General features: G+C 44.4%; 14 protein-coding genes. 3 read left to right on the top strand and 11 right to left on the bottom strand.

Features of this window, described 5'->3' with window-relative positions; translation table 11 throughout:
* Positions 1 to 402: 402 nt before the first annotated feature.
* The 5 genes from PN466_RS06470 to PN466_RS06450 all read right to left on the bottom strand — a co-directional run bounded on the left by PN466_RS06470 (position 403) and on the right by PN466_RS06450 (position 6522).
* A complete protein-coding gene (locus tag PN466_RS06470; protein ID WP_271937896.1) occupies positions 403 to 618 on the bottom strand; it encodes a hypothetical protein in 216 nt (71 codons plus the stop codon).
* Between the two features lie 27 nt (positions 619 to 645).
* The gene (locus tag PN466_RS06465; RefSeq protein ID WP_271937893.1) at positions 646 to 1065 is read right to left on the bottom strand and encodes a type II toxin-antitoxin system VapC family toxin; all 420 of its coding nucleotides are present in this window, start codon (positions 1063 to 1065) and stop codon (positions 646 to 648) included.
* A gap of 29 nt (positions 1066 to 1094) precedes the next feature.
* Positions 1095 to 1322: a hypothetical protein gene (locus tag PN466_RS06460; protein ID WP_271937890.1), complete on the bottom strand. Its 228-nt coding sequence runs from the start codon at positions 1320 to 1322 to the stop codon at positions 1095 to 1097.
* A 128-nt stretch (positions 1323 to 1450) separates the two neighbouring features.
* The gene (locus PN466_RS06455) at positions 1451 to 3406 is read right to left on the bottom strand and encodes a S9 family peptidase (protein WP_313898545.1); all 1956 of its coding nucleotides are present in this window, start codon (positions 3404 to 3406) and stop codon (positions 1451 to 1453) included.
* A 365-nt stretch (positions 3407 to 3771) separates the two neighbouring features.
* Positions 3772 to 6522 (bottom strand): ATP-binding protein, encoded by a 2751-nt coding sequence (locus PN466_RS06450; protein ID WP_271937889.1) that lies wholly within the window; start codon positions 6520 to 6522, stop codon positions 3772 to 3774.
* Between the two features lie 438 nt (positions 6523 to 6960).
* On the opposite strand from PN466_RS06450, the gene PN466_RS06445 reads away from it, so the two are divergent.
* Positions 6961 to 7398, top strand: coding sequence for an Hsp20/alpha crystallin family protein (locus tag PN466_RS06445; RefSeq protein WP_271937887.1), 438 nt, complete (start codon positions 6961 to 6963; stop codon positions 7396 to 7398).
* 190 nt (positions 7399 to 7588) lie between these two features.
* On the opposite strand, the gene tumE is transcribed toward PN466_RS06445, so the two are convergent.
* From tumE to PN466_RS06430, 3 genes are all read right to left on the bottom strand, one after another.
* Positions 7589 to 7963 (bottom strand): toxin TumE, encoded by a 375-nt coding sequence (tumE, locus tag PN466_RS06440; RefSeq protein ID WP_271937885.1) that lies wholly within the window; start codon positions 7961 to 7963, stop codon positions 7589 to 7591.
* Entirely contained in the window at positions 7953 to 8183 is a 231-nt protein-coding gene (gene tumA / locus PN466_RS06435) for an antitoxin TumA (protein WP_271937884.1), read from the bottom strand. The genes tumE and tumA overlap by 11 nt, the downstream gene beginning before the upstream one ends.
* Before the next feature lie 122 nt (positions 8184 to 8305).
* Positions 8306 to 9265 carry a 3'(2'),5'-bisphosphate nucleotidase gene (locus tag PN466_RS06430; protein WP_271937902.1) on the bottom strand — a complete coding sequence of 320 codons (960 nt, stop codon included), beginning with the start codon at positions 9263 to 9265 and terminating at the stop codon, positions 8306 to 8308.
* A 479-nt stretch (positions 9266 to 9744) separates the two neighbouring features.
* On the opposite strand from PN466_RS06430, the gene zds reads away from it, so the two are divergent.
* Both zds and PN466_RS06420 read left to right on the top strand, forming a co-directional pair.
* Positions 9745 to 11172, top strand: coding sequence for a 9,9'-di-cis-zeta-carotene desaturase (gene zds, locus PN466_RS06425; RefSeq protein ID WP_271937882.1), 1428 nt, complete (start codon positions 9745 to 9747; stop codon positions 11170 to 11172).
* A 339-nt stretch (positions 11173 to 11511) separates the two neighbouring features.
* On the top strand, positions 11512 to 12495 hold the full coding sequence (locus tag PN466_RS06420; protein ID WP_271937880.1) for a helix-turn-helix domain-containing protein: 984 nt from the start codon (positions 11512 to 11514) through the stop codon (positions 12493 to 12495).
* Between the two features lie 18 nt (positions 12496 to 12513).
* Here PN466_RS06420 and cheB read toward each other — a convergent pair whose 3' ends face one another.
* The 3 genes from cheB to PN466_RS06405 all read right to left on the bottom strand — a co-directional run bounded on the left by cheB (position 12514) and on the right by PN466_RS06405 (position 15298).
* Complete coding sequence (cheB, locus tag PN466_RS06415; protein WP_271937879.1) at positions 12514 to 13608, bottom strand: chemotaxis-specific protein-glutamate methyltransferase CheB; 1095 nt, start codon at positions 13606 to 13608, stop codon at positions 12514 to 12516.
* 125 nt (positions 13609 to 13733) lie between these two features.
* Complete coding sequence (locus PN466_RS06410; RefSeq protein ID WP_271937877.1) at positions 13734 to 14225, bottom strand: shikimate kinase; 492 nt, start codon at positions 14223 to 14225, stop codon at positions 13734 to 13736.
* Entirely contained in the window at positions 14222 to 15298 is a 1077-nt protein-coding gene (locus PN466_RS06405; RefSeq protein WP_271937876.1) for a RuBisCO accumulation factor 1, read from the bottom strand. Before PN466_RS06405 ends, PN466_RS06410 begins: the two co-directional genes overlap by 4 nt.
* Positions 15299 to 15373 lie beyond the last annotated feature (75 nt).

Genomic DNA, 15373 nt, shown 5'->3' with positions numbered 1-15373 from the left:
CCCCCCCCCCCCCCCCCCTACTAGGGTTGTCGATTGATATGTAGCATTCTCTTTTGGATTTGATGTAATATCAAATCCGACAGTTAGGAGGAGTCCAGTGCCACTTTAATGCTTTTATAAGGAAATTAAAAAAATATTAAGACACATCCCTCTATTTATGGGGGAACTAATTTTATTATTTTACCCAGATTATCATTATTCCTTGTTGCTTCAGGTTACGAACAAATGCCAGTCTTTTTTCTAGAGATATATATTTTTAAAATTTTGGATGGATAAAAGTTTTAAATAATTCCGCCAAAGTTTCCTCAGACATTAAAATAATGTGTTTTTAAGTCACGAGATCAAAAACCTATTGAGGTTTAGATCAAGACACCATCAAGCCGCTAATCAGAATATTCGTATCTAATACCCTTTCCCTTTAGGATTCAATAATTCTTGGATTATGAGATGGAACAGGAAAGCGGCATCTTCTTGTTGCTGGGGTTCGGCTGTTCGATAAGCTTGGGCGAGTTCAGCCCCAACTTGAATGGTAATGGTTTCCATAGGGTGGGTTTCCTGCGATCGCCTATCTATAGAATAATCGGTTTGCTCAATTGTGGTGCAGTGTCTATAATCCACAAGAGATTGTACGCTCTCAAATAGGCTCTATGGGCCATTTTCTAGCTGCTGTAAGGCTTCGGCTACAGATAAAATGGGAATTAGTACATTGGGAAAACCTGTATCACGAGTTACAACTCCATCCAAACCTCGATCCATGGCACATGCGACTTGAACAGCATCTTCAAAATCAGTACAACCAACAGTCAATGCTGATTCTAAAGTTTCTCGATTAACTGGACAAATGACCATTATATCTAGTGTGGCGACAACAGCCTGTTGAGCCTTATCAATACTTGCTGTATGCCTTCTGGCAATATAAAAAATGTTGGTTAGAGTAGTGGCAGTAACATATCCTATAATTTTATTGTCATGAATTGCTTGAAACAGTCGTTCTGCATCTTGATAAAATGGTTCTCGTTGCAATAAAAAATCTAATACAATATTAGTATCGATTAAAAATTTCACCTAAAAGTACCTCGCGGTTTTGATTGTGCCTAAAGATACTTGTTTATCCGCCTCTCTTCTAGCATAGTCTCCACTTCCTCATCAGTCGGTGCGGGTTTATCGGTTTTTAACAACCCTCGCATTTGTTCAATTGCCCTAGAACGTTCTGCGGTAGAACGCCTGAATTCGGGTAAAGAATCAATAATAAAACTGACTAATGATAGACGTTCTCTCACGGAGAGCTTTACTACTTGCTGTTTAAATTCTTGTAGTGACATAGCCTTGCTTGAATTGACCGGAGATTCTAGTTAGTAGTATACAAGATTATAAAGCATCATGACCAAGAAACCGGGTTTCTACGATCGCCTTCGACACCCAACCAAAAGTAAACGCAGAAACCCGCTTTCTAACCCTCAATCTCAATTTCTCCCCCCTTGTCAGCTACTTCAAAGCCAAAGACGCGGGAATAAAAGTAAAATTCCCCATCAAGAGCGCGTTTAATATTTTCGGCTTTGCGGAAGCCATGTTGCTCGCCTTCAAAGGCGACATAGGCAACCGGTAACCCCTTTTCTTTTAAGGCGTTAACCATCATTTCTGCTTGGTTGGGGGGGACAACTTTATCTTCGAGTCCTTGGAAGAAGGCGACAGGACAGGAGAGTTGTTGGGTAAAATGAATGGGCGATCGCTCAATATAAACATCCTTACGTTCAGGATACGGCCCGATCAATCCATCTAAATAGCGCGATTCAAACTTATGGGTATCGGTAGCTAAGGCTTCTAAATCGCTAACTCCATAGTAACTCGCTCCCGCCTGAAACGTATCCCGGAACGTCAGAGCGCATAACGTTGTATAGCCTCCCGCACTTCCTCCAGAGATAGCTAACCGATTTTCATCCACCTTACCCTGCTCGGCCAGATACTTCGCACCATTAGCGCAATCATCCACATCCACAATACCCCAGGAACTATCCAACCGTTTGCGATACTCCCGACCATATCCCGTGCTTCCCCCATAATTCACATCCAGGATAGCAAAGCCGCGACTTGTCCAATATTGGAGCTTAAGATTAAATCTACTCGAAGTCGAAGCCGTCGGACCTCCATGACTTTTCACCAATAAGGGCGGTTTTTCTCCTTCCGGTGCTTGATAATCTTTATTCTGGGGCGGATAATAAAATCCATAAGCGGTTAAGCCGTTTTCCGTGGGAAAGGAAATTGCCTCTGGAACAGAAAGATAACCGGGATCGATTTCTAACTGGCTAGACTTATAAATAATCTCTAGATTTTCGCCCGATAAGTCCAGTTGAATTAAGGCGCTTGGTTGAGTTGCCGATGCTGCGAGTAGGATAATCTGGTTTCCCTGCACTTGAGGCGCAGACAGACTGCTGTAGGGAGTAGGAATAACCTCTAAAGTTTTGCTGCTCGTGTTGAGTTTAGCCAGGGTATCGTTGCCATTTTCCGAATAGATGCAGATAATCGTTTCTGCATCGGCAAACGTATAGGTACTCATGCCAAAAACCCATTGAGGAAGCCCAAATTCCGCTGCTTTGGGATAAAGAGCGTCTATAGAACGACCATCCCAACGATACAGGTTCCACCAGTTCGTGCGATCGCTCACAAAATACAGTACTCCATCCGGAGACCATTGCGGCTCAAAGATCGATTCCGTCGTACTTCCTGCTACCAGGGTTGCTGTACCTAATGTACCCTTCTCATTCACTGGAGCAACCCATAACTCGGTGCCATCCCAAGGCATATTGGGATGATTCCAGCAGATCCAGCACAGTTGGGAACCATCAGGACTTAAGCGGGGAGAAGCGTAAAAATCATATCCTTCAGTCAGGGTGGTGGAGGCACCCGTTTCCAGGTCAATGCTGACAATTCGATTAACCGCTTCTCCTTCTGCGCTATGGTCTTCTTGCACACTCACTAGACTATTACGGCGCGAATCTAATCGAAAATCAGCATAACAGCATTGACTTTCGCCAGTCACCGGTTGGGGGTCTTCACCCACCGGCTGCCGATAGAGACGTTGGTCGGCAAAATTCACAAAATAGATCGTTCCTGCGTCTATTAAGGAAGCGCCTCCCCCATATTCATGAACTCGGGTTCGCACGTTATAGGAAGCGGGGGTAACGTCCTGGATTTGTCCATTTGAAGTGCACTGGACAATGACGCTACGTCCCCCTTCACTCGGACGACCTTCCGACCAGTATAGGCAATCTGCATCGAGTCGAGGGCCGCCAAGGGCGATCGCTCCTGCCACAATTAAGTCTGAGGTAATAGGCGATTTCCAAGAGCCATAGGGACTCATTTGGGGTTCAATCATAGGGGAAAGGGCAATAAAGTCTGCAAGATTCATAGTAATCGGTGAAGGAGCAATCAACAATTTCAAAATCAATAATTTAATAATTGTTAATTAACGGTCAAAGCGATAGTCGCCCATCACATCCAGATTTTGTGCGTCTAGCATTTCTTGAACAATACAAAACTTCTGCAAAGAAAATAATACCGATTTACTCTCATTTTTTTGATTAACAAAAAACATATTCTAATATCAAATCCTTAAATGGTTGCTACAAGTAGAGACATCGTGGAGGAGGGCGGGTTTACTTGCAATAGTTTTCAGTCTACAAGATTTGGGTATAACCCGCCCCTACAGATCTCTGTAGCGTAAATAAATAGATTTGATATAAGAATTCCATCCCAACCTTAAACTCATAATCACTATTCTTCTAAAGACTGTTGAATCAACTCAATAATTGCCTGGTCATCAAAGTCTGATGCAAAATGTAAAATGCGATGACCAAACCTCCGATAGTTAGGATCTAACTGAATCAACCGTTGTGCTTCTTCTTCAATCACTAAAATATCACCAATCCGAGCTGCATTGAGCAATTGTTCTAATTCCTGAGCTGGGGGAATCTCGTCATCTATAATATCGTCTACAGTATCACTGTATTCCTTCTCTAGCACTTCAGAATCTTTATAGACCCATTCTAACTTCAGATACTTTTGCACATACGTTAATAATCGTTCAATATCGATGGGCTTGTGTAGAAAATCATCACATCCTGCCTCTAAACAGCTCGTTTGGTCTTGACTCAATACACTGGCTGAAGAAGCGATAATTGGAGTGTTTTGGAATTCAGGAAAAGTTCGCAACTGTCGTGCCATCTCAAATCCATCTAATCTTGGTATTGCCAAGTCTGTAATAATTAAATGCGGTTGAAACACTTGGGCAAGATCCAATCCTTCTTCACCATTGGTTGCTTCAATACATTCAAACCCTAAGAGGCTCAGAACTTCAACAATAACAGCACGATTGACTTCTTTATCATCAACCACGAGGATTGTTCTAAGTTTCCCCGTGTAACCGGTGATTTGACCGAGATCGACCTCTGTTACCGATTTTGACCAGTTCGTTGCAATTGGGAACTCCAGGGTAAAGCAGAACTGACTCCCCTGACCATGGATGCTGGAGACTTCAATATGACTGCCCATCATTTCGACCAGTTGTTGAGAAATGGTCAATCCCAAACCCGTTCCTTCAGCACGACGAGAGGTAGAACCCACTTGCTCAAAAGGTAAGAAAATTTTTTGCAGTTGTTCTCGAGTCATGCCAACTCCAGTATCTTCAATGATAAATCGAATAGTAACAGTTTCCTGGTTTTGGGAGATCGCTTCTGTCGTGAACGTGACTCGACCGCTATCTGTGAATTTCACTGCATTTCCTAACAGGTTAAGTAACACTTGTCCTAAACGCTTATTATCAGCAATAATTGCCGTGGGCAAATTTGGGTCATGGGCGGCAAAAAAATCGATCTTTTTACTTGCTGCACGAATCCGAATTATTTCACTCACACTCGATAAGAAAGACGAAAAATGGAGATTTTGGGGGGTGATTTCCATTTTCCGAGCTTCAATTTTTGATAAATCAAGAATATCGTTAATTAAGTTTAATAAGTGGGTTCCACTTTGGCGAACCACGCTGATTCCATGGCGCTGTTCGTTCAGGTCTTTGGTTCGTTCCATGATTTGAGCATAGCCGAGGATGCCATTCAGGGGCGTTCTCAGCTCGTGACTCATAGATGCCAGAAAATCACTTTTCGCTTGATTCGCAGACTCTGCCTGTTGTTTAGCCTGCTCTAATTCTGCGGTACGTTTTTGGACTCGTTGTTCAAGTTCTGTATTGGTTTGTTCTAGGGCAGAAAAAGAGGCTTTTAGTTGGGCCGCCATATGATTAAAGACCTGAGCTAATATCTTAAGTTCTTTAATTTCTTTAATATGAACCTGTTGATCTAAATTGCCCTGAGATATTTCTTCAGCCGCTTGATTTAAGTCTAATATGGGTTGGGTAATCCACCGGGAGGTTAACAGTCCCATACTTATGGCAACAAACAGCGCTAATAGACATAATAAAATTGTTGTCCGATTATTGGCATTAATTTCTGCCATGAAGTCAGATTTAGGTACAACGACCACAATTAACCAATCTAAACCTAATTCATCTTGCCAAGGAGAGACTTCCAAGAAGTAAGGCTGACGGTCGAAGTTCAATTCAAGTTTGTGGGTTTCTTGAATGTTCGTCAAATTACCAAAACGGTCTTCGATATAGCGGGCCGTCATTTGGACTAAACGATCTTTGCTTGTGGTCGCTAAGATCGATTGCACGAGATTATCTTCATCAATAATAAAAGGGTCATGAACTGTAGAATTTCCCACCAATAAGCCCGAGCGATCCATAATAAAGATTTGTCCAGATTTACCAATTTCTAGCTCTCTGAGAAAATTACTGATCAGTGAAACAATCAGATCCGTTCCTAGCATTCCATAGATATTTCCTTCACTGTCATAGAGCGGAAGAACAGCCGAGATCGCGATCCGGGGATATCCTTTATAACTAAAAATTTCGCCCCAACTCGCTTGACCCACTTCCATTGCTGTCCGATACCAGGGACGTTGACGAGGTTCAAAGTTATCAATATCTACTTCTAGATTTGTGCGTTCTCCGCGCTCATTTGTAGCATAAATTTTGAAGTTTCCAGGAATTTCTTTTTTGACTTCACCAATTTTCAATGATCCATCATCTAACTGTTCTGCTCCGATCAATTCTCCCTCTTCATTAGCATAGTAAATAAATCCGATTAAGTCGAAGAGTTGAATTTGTTCCCAGAAGTGTTTTTCAAATGTTGATAGATTATTCAGGTCTAAATGACCTAAACGAATTGCCTTATCATTGGTAGAGTTGATAAAATGGGCACTCTGCAAATAATTGTCAAGCCGATCTGCTGTGCGATCGCTAACTTCATCCATTAGCTGATGAGCGAGGTCATTAACTGCCTTCTGTCCATTCCGAAATGAAAAATATCCCACTAACCCGACTGCGGTAAAGATTTGCACCAGAAATGGAAGAATGATCAGGGAGCGCAGAGGCAGATCTTGAAACCATCTTAATCGGGAATTTTTACCTAGCATAGGGTTATATCAGGATAGTGGTTTGTGTACAGTCTAATCGAAGGTGCGGAGATTGCGATCGCCGTTTAGCAGAGAACCGAACTGAGACGCTGAATTGTATTCGCTAACCTAAGAGTAAGCACCATTGAAAACGGAGTAACCAAAGGGTTCTTTTATTCCTCTATGAGGGTTATGCCATTTTCTAGAATTCTCTTGATGTTTAAGCCGGTTCCTAAGTTTAGGAATCGGCTTTTCTTTTCACCTCAGTTTAACTTAAAACGCGCCTGGGAAGGTCAATATCATACAGAAATGGTATTTTCTTGTTTGATTAAGGGTCGATATGATATGAAGTACGGGGACTTCCCTCAAGCTGGGGAGAAAAACCGAACCTGACAGTTCGCGCCAGTTTGTTAGATTGAATTCATCAAACAAAAGTAACTGGTTTAGGAGATTAACAGTATGCCTTTAGTTCGTTGGGAACCTTTCCGAGAAATCGATACCTTACAACGCCAAATGAATCGTTTATTTGATGATTTAGTGCCCAAAGAAGTCCTCTCTAATCAAGGGAATTTCTTGCCGGCGGCTGAACTTCATGAAACTCCTGAAGCATTTGAAATCAAATTAGAAGTTCCGGGAATGAAACCGGATGATCTCGATATTCAAGTAACGGCTGAAGCGGTTTCTATTTCTGGCGAACGGCGCAGCGAAAGAACCACTGAAGAGAAAGGTGTAACTCGCTCTGAGTTTCGCTATGGTCAGTTCCAAAGGGTTGTTCCTTTACCGAACCGCATTCAAAATAATAATGTGGAAGCGGAATATAAGGATGGAATTTTGCACTTGACGTTACCGAAAGTTGAAGAAGAACAACATAAGGTCGTTAAGGTGAAAGTCGGTTAAGGTTAATCCATCATCTGATTTCCTAGCTGTAGGGGCGGGTTCACCAAGATCTGGAAATTAAAACCAAAGATCTCATGAACCCGCCCCTTGTATGTGACAAAGAATCGATTATTGATTCACCTTAGATAACTCTACGCCCTGCCCACCTTACCCGATACTTTAATTGATTACCCGGACGTGATACGATCTATCACTCATTAATTTCTTGTAAAACTTGAAGAAGGTTAGGTTTAGGTGACGATATCACTCGATCGGGTAAGTGCTTGTGATAGGGGAAGTTGGGTAAATCAGGAAAATGAGGGGTACTATCATAGCGAAAAACCAGACGATTCTGTTCATCCTGAAAGTGATAACGGTAATCGAGAAAATTTAATTGACTATCAGTCACGACGATCGCTTCGTTAACTTCAAGAAGATGACCCGGATTAAATCGCAGCCTAATTCTGAGATTAACTCGTATTGGAGTTAAAATTTCCTCTTCATAGCGTTCAACATAAACATTAAGGCATTGTTCAATCCCTTGCTCAACTCGATCGAGATAATCAGATAAGCTTTCATGCAGCATGGTTAATGCGTTGCTCTAGTTCATGACGTAAAGCGAGATAATGGCGGTAGTCATTTGCCCATTCGACAAATTGAGTTTCATCTGATAACAATCCCTGACTATACTGGTAGAAAAATTCCTCAGAGTCCATCTTCTGCTGATTTTCATACAAGCTTAATCGCTTGGCAACCGTAACTAGGGCATCTAAGGAGGATGTATATTGAATGGTCTGTTTACGCATTATTTCTGGATGGTTATCATGGCTCAATGATCCTGATGGCAATTTTAGCAAATGGAGGTAGGGGCGGGTTCACGAGATTTTTGGTTTTTCTTGTCACTGGGTGAACTCGCCCCTTGAGGAAATTAACTCTTCAAAACGTCGAGAATCTTCTCGTGCAACATGCCATTACTGACAACAACGCCCCGATTATTCACCATTTTCTGCCCATCGGCAAAATTGAGGGGTTGTCCATGCATATCGGTAACTTTCCCTCCGGCTTCTTCTACGACGATTGCACCAGCAGCATGATCCCAAATATTTTCGCGATAATCGGGATATTTGGGAGAGGGTAAGCGCAGGTAGAGGGCAGCTTTTCCAGATGCAACAATGCCATATTTGGCTTGGGAGTCCACGCGCACGGATGGAGTAGTAATACCGACGGCTTGAGCCATGGCATTTTGCCGAGATTGGTCGCCGTGAGCGGCTTCTACGCTTTCGACAAAGCGCATGTTTTCTTGATCATCAGGACTCACTACATGGATGGTTTGTAATTCTCCCCCTGCTAAGGGTCTCATTTGTGACCCTTCTCCACGCACCGCAACGTAGAGCATACCGGGTTCTGAGCCTTCGACGGGCATGGCAGGACAGGCTAAAACCCCGACCTTGATATCCCCATCTTCAATGAGCGCTAGAGCCACGGCATACTGATCTTGACGCAAAAAGCCTTTTGTGCCGTCAATGGGGTCTAGCGTCCAATATCGGGGGGATACGGAGCCATTTCCGCGATCGATCCAGTCCGTTACTTGATCGGCGGTGGCATGGGGAATTAGATTTTGCACATAACCGAGCATTTTGTTGAGGGTATCGGCAATTTCCGGTTTGCGTAGCTCGGTTGCGTCTTCTTCTCCGACAATGGGATCGTTGGGAAAGATTTCGCCGAGTGCTTTGCAAATAATGGCCTGGGAGCCATAATCTGCAACGGTTACGGGACTTTTATCGTGCTTTTCGATCGCCTCTGGAATGTCTTGACGTACCTGCTGACAGAGTTTTGCGGCTAAGATGGCCGCTTCCATGGCTACCTGTTTTTCGCGATCGTAGGACATAGTTGCCTTAAATAAGTTAGTTGTCATTTCTCGAAGATATCGTTTCTATCTTGGCAAGAGGATGGGCTGCTGTCACTACATCCGAGGAGCGATCAGGGTTATTCTTTCTCCTGAACATAACCAGGTTGAAGAACTGCACAATCAGTATCATTTAGATTTAGGCGAATCGGTAGCGATCGCTTTAGCCTTAAAATTGAACGCATATGTAATGATTAATTGACGAACGCCTCGAACGTAGGGAAGCTTTACGTTTAGATTTATCGATTACCGGTTCATTAGGAATTTTGCTGGTATCAAAGCATCGGGGAGGGGTATCAGAAATTTGACCCATTATCGATCGCCTGATTAACGAGGCAAATTTTCGTATTAGTAATGCTTTATATCAAGAAGTCCTAGGGACTGCGGGGAAAAGAGGATCTAGGCTACTCAAACTCTGTTACAATCTGTAAAGAAACTGTTAAGGATATTTAGGACGTTCGATGCGTGTTGCCATTGTTGGGGCAGGTTTAGCTGGCTTATCTACTGCCGTTGAATTGGTTGATGCTGGTCATCAGGTGGAAATATTTGAATCCCGCGCCTTTGTGGGTGGAAAGGTCGGCAGTTGGGTAGATGCGGACGGCAATCATATTGAAATGGGATTGCATGTGTTTTTCGGCTGCTATTACAATCTGTTTGCTTTGATGCGGAAGGTGGGTGCGTTTGAGAATCTGCGCTTAAAGGAACATACCCATACGTTTATCAACCGGGGGGGAATGACGGGGGCGTTGGATTTCCGCTTTCCGGTGGGTGCGCCGTTTAATGGTTTGAAGGCTTTTTTCACTACATCCCAACTTTCGGTTCAGGATAAGGCGATGAATGCGATCGCCTTAGCAACCAGTCCTATTGTACGCGGTTTGGTAGATTTTGATGGGGCGATGAGGACAATTCGCAACCTGGATTCTATCAGTTTTGCCGATTGGTTTCGCAAACAGGGCGGCTCGAATGGTTCCCTGAAGCGGATGTGGAACCCCATTGCCTATGCTTTAGGATTTATCGATACAGAAAATATTTCGGCTCGCTGTATGCTCACTATCTTCCAATTTTTCGCGGCAAAAACGGAAGCTTCAGTGCTAAGAATGTTGGAAGGTTCGCCCCATGAATATCTACATAAACCGATTTTGAACTATTTAGAAGAACGGGGGACAAAAATCTATACCCGTCGCCGGGTGAGAGACATTCAATTCACAGAAAGTAACGGTAAAACTGAAGTCACTGGCTTAGTGGTTGCCGATGGAGAAGGGGAAGAAACGATTACGGCTGATGCCTATGTTTGTGCCTGTGATGTACCGGGAATTCAAAAGCTTTTGCCCTCAGATTGGCGTAAGTGGCCGGAGTTCGATAATATCTATAAGTTGGATACGGTTCCAGTCGCTACGGTGCAATTGCGCTTTGATGGTTGGGTGACGGAATTGAATGATGAACAGCAACGCAAGCAATTAGAAAAAGCGGCTGGAATTGATAATTTATTGTATACGGCGGATGCTGATTTTTCCTGTTTTGCTGATTTAGCTCTAGCAAGTCCCGGAGATTATTATCGGGAAGGACAAGGCTCGCTGTTACAATTGGTGCTAACGCCTGGCGATCCTTTTATTCGGGAAAGTAATGAGGCGATCGCCAATCATGTCCTCAAACAAGTGCAAGATCTCTTCCCCTCTTCCCGTAATCTGAAGATGACCTGGTATTCTGTAGTTAAACTGGCCCAATCTCTGTATCGGGAAGCACCGGGAATGGACCCCTATCGCCCAGCGCAGAAAACCCCGATTCCTAACTTTTTCCTGGCTGGAAGTTATACTCAGCAAGATTATATCGATAGCATGGAAGGTGCAACCCTTTCGGGACGACAAGCGGCTCAGGCTATTTTGACTTAAGGTGCTTTATCACACTTGACCCTGATAATCTGTGATACAACTCTTCATGGGGGAATGAGGGAGTGAACCATAGATTTAATCTAGCTAGTGAGCTATTCTGGCTATCTTTTAAAAACTGCCATTCGATGTATTGCATATCAGGGTAAACTACTATATCAGTGTCTCTATTGTTTCAGTTCTCCGTATTGCCGTGTCTCCCTACTCCCCACTCCCCCTCCCTACTCTCCATCAATATCCGGAGATTGAGCAAAATTTACGAATAAGGAAGGGAGATTATTCAGTTAATTCCCCATTTGCCGATTGGATGGGTTGGGAACCAGTAAACGGAGACAGCAAACCATGACCAATAGCCCTAAATCTTTAAGTGTTGAAGCCTGTGCCATTTTGGGAATTTCCCCGAAAGAGTTGCGATCGCACCTGAGTCAAATTGAAGCTCAACTCCACCATTCTGAGGTCTATCGTCGCACTCTGAAAAGTCTCCAAGATCAATTAGGAGAAGGAGTAGATGGTCTACAGATGTTGATTAAAGCCATGGGACGAGAAGCGATTCAGATCTCGTTGCAACACTTTATTCGTCAATATCAACACCAGTCTTGTGAACCGGTGCGTCCCTCAGCAGCGATCGCTCCTGTAACTAGCCCAAAGAGTAGCGCTCAACTGAGTCCAACCCGTGGGGTAACTCATCAAAAGACAGGTTCTGTTGATTCAGGTATAGTTCGATCAGTCAAAGCCCCTGTATCTCGCCCCCAGAAACTCTCTAAAGCACAGTTAGCACAACAAAAGATACAACAAGAGCGGGAAGCCGGTTGGAAACAAATTGGCGAGCAACTGCAACAAGCGCGTTTAGGGTGTGCTCTCTCCCTCGATCAGCTCCATGCCTTAACTCGCATCCCTATCCATGAACTCAAAGCACTAGAAGCCGGAGATTTTGAGCATCTACCTGAAGAAATTTACCTGCATGGTTTTGTCCGTCGCCTCAGTATTGTCCTTGGTTTAGACAGTCAACGCCTCCTTTCGAGTCTCCCAGAACCGGATCTGACTCATTCAGTAGTGCCGTCTTGGTCGTCCCTTTATACCCAAAAAAGCGAGGGATTTTACTTACAACCTGCTCATTTATATTTAGGGTATACCGCATTAATGGCTGGTGCTGTTGGAGGACTTGCTTGGTTATACGGTGATGCACCCTCTGGTGCAGCCCAGGAACAACCTCCTGAAGCCCCACAACTCTCTGTTCCTGAATCTGAGAAAAAGTCTTATACTGCTGACTCCCTATCCAACCCCGATATTCCCTCACCTGAAGTGGTCAGCGATCCACAAGGATAAGGAATAGGGAATAGGGAACTAGACAACCAATTTCCTTAAAATGGCAGTGGCAATGGCTTCTGGAGGTAAAACCTGATGCGTGGCACCGAGGGCGATCGCCTCTTTGGGCATCCCAAACACCACACAACTGGCTTCATTTTGGGCTAAAGTGAAGCCTCCAGCCTGAAAAATAGACAACAGACCATCGGCTCCATCCCGTCCCATTCCGGTCAGTAACACGCCAATACTACGATTTCTATAATATTGAGCTACTGAATTAAAGGTTACCGTAATCGAGGGGCAATGCCCTCCACCTCCGACGGTGCGACTGTAGACAAAACAGCCCATCCGATCGAAGATCAGATGGGAACGTTCTGGAGGAAAATAGATGTGGCCAGGTTGGGGGCGATCGCCTGCTCGGGCAACGCTCACGGGAAGAGAACAGCGACTTGAGAGCCAGTCAATAAACCCTTGTAAAAAACCTTCACTAATATGTTGCACACAAATCACTGGAACGGGTAGATTGGCCGGAAATTGGCTTAAAATTTGCTCTAACACTTGCGGGCCACCGGTTGAAGCGCCTAGGGCAATGAGTCCCAGATGGGTCGTTCTAAACGGCAGTATAGGACGGGAAAAACGAGAGGAAGAAGTAGAAAAAAATACGGATTTGGTTTGAGAGACAGGGACAGAAGCATTCACCGGTTGTTGAGAGCGTTTACGGTTCCTAAATACAGACACTCCTGCTAAGATTTTCACCTTATTAATTAAAGCTTGTTGAATGCGATCGGAGTCTACCCCAAGTCCCCCTTCCGGTTTAGGAAAAACATCCACTGCTCCTGCTTCTAAAACTTTAAATACTTGATGGGTATCCTGTTCGCGCACCGAAGAACTAATCACTAAAATCGGTTTAGGGCGAGTAGACATGATTTCTTCAGTTAAGGTTAACCCATCCATTTCTGGCATGTGTAAGTCCGTACAAATGACTTGGGGATCAACTTTAGGAATGAGGGCGATCGCCTCTTTTCCAGTACGAGCTGTACCCACTACCTCGATATCTGGAGAGGCGTTGAGCATCCGCTTGAGGATGGTCAGGGCAATGGAAGAATCTTCAACAATAATGACTCGAATCGGCATTCAAAGTTACTCCAACAGGGGGAATTTAGGGAAACTTTGTAGAAGAGATGGAGAGTAGGCAGTGGGGCAAAAGTAGTTCAGTTTCAAGATCGATTGCCCGGTGTCTTCACTTTACAGTTACTCTGCTATATTAACTCCGAATAATACTGCTCAATATGGGTAAACTCCTGTTTTTCTCCACCAAACCGATCGTAAAGGGCACGATGGCGGGATAGTCCGTATTCATCGCTGCGAGTTTCGTATTCTTTGACCCAATCGACCAAAACTTGAAGCATGGCTTGTTGTTCTTGGGGAGAAGCAAATTTTTCCGGTTCCCAAGGCCGTTGGTAACAGTGATGAATACAGGTTGCTATGCCTGGATTGAGAAAGCGCAGTTCAGTGCAGTAGGGTAAGGCGGCTTCGATAATATCAGCATAGCAACCTTCAATTACCCATTGTTGATTATCTTGGATAAACGAGAGCAATAGGGTAATACTTTCATTGAGGGGTTTTCGTTCTGGCCCTGGATTCCAGGCAATTTCATCCAGGGATAGGCGGGGAATGGGGCGATCGCCAATTAAGCGACGGGCCATGGTACTTTTTCCTGCACCGGCATTACCAAGAAGGATGATTCTCATTCTTCAATTTGCCAGAGTTCTTTGGTAAAGTCCTCGTCTAGGATACGGTGGGGACGCATGAGTAAGACCAATTGTGCTAACAAGGGTTGATCCGGTTCAGTTTCCCACCATTGAAGTTCTAATTGACCGTCGATGTCTACTAGAAAATAGCGATCGCTATCCCATTGTCGCTCCTGGCGATCCACTAACATTAAAATAGGTTCTGAATTCTCGGATAGCGCTCCAGGAAGTTCGTCACTGTTAGCTAAGAGAGCAACCGGATCGCCCATTGCTCGGATCACTGACCATCCGGGAACTGCGACAAAAGCTGATGCTCCTTGACTACGAACTACTCCAAACGGCTCAAGAGCTTCAATCAAAGGTACAGCTTTCCAATCCTCTAGGGTGAGGGGAAATTGACCAACGACGGGAATCACCCGAGGCGATTCGTGAGCCGATTCTAGGCGATATACGGGTAATCTGGGGGCACTTTTTTGGGGAACGATGGTAAAATCGGTGAGCAGATGTTCCAGATGTTGGCGAGCTGTATTACTCTGGGCGTAACGCAGACCTTTAGCAATTAGGCGCGATCTCTCTTGAATGTCTTTGTGTTGGCGGGCGCTTTTCCAGCACTGATGGGCCATAATATCTCCGGGATGCTGAGAAAAGCCTTCAGCGGGGGAACTGCTGCGAGAGAAGTCTTTGATGGCTTTAGCCAGTTCGTGAGCTTGATCGGCATCCAGGTTATGATCCAGGCTAAATTCAGCCGCTGCTACCCGTTGGAGTTGGGTAAGGATGCGGAATTCGTAGAGAATATCTGAGCCTTTTTGGTTAAAGTGCGATCGCACCGATTCTTTAATTTCAGCTTTGGTTAAGCTGGTGTAGACTTGGGCTGCAACCATCACCTGATTTTGTTGTACGGGTTCAAATCCAGTTTCTTCAAAAATGCGATCGGGTGCATATCCTACCTTTTGCAGTTGGCTACAGGCCTGTCCCCACTCAACCCATGTGCCTTGTTTTCGGCGCAGTTGCAGCAACAAGGCATCTGCATCAATGGGTTCTACATTGGGAGGTGAATAGGGGGAATAACTCATAGCCGTGATTCTTCACTCAACGATCTTTTGATTACTTTATCGCTTTCTGGGGGGCGATCGGCCTAGAGCAGAATT

Source organism: Roseofilum reptotaenium CS-1145 (assembly GCF_028330985.1).
GTDB classification, from domain to species: Bacteria; Cyanobacteriota; Cyanobacteriia; order Cyanobacteriales; family Desertifilaceae; genus Roseofilum; species Roseofilum reptotaenium.
This window is presented reverse-complemented; position numbering and strand designations above follow the sequence as displayed.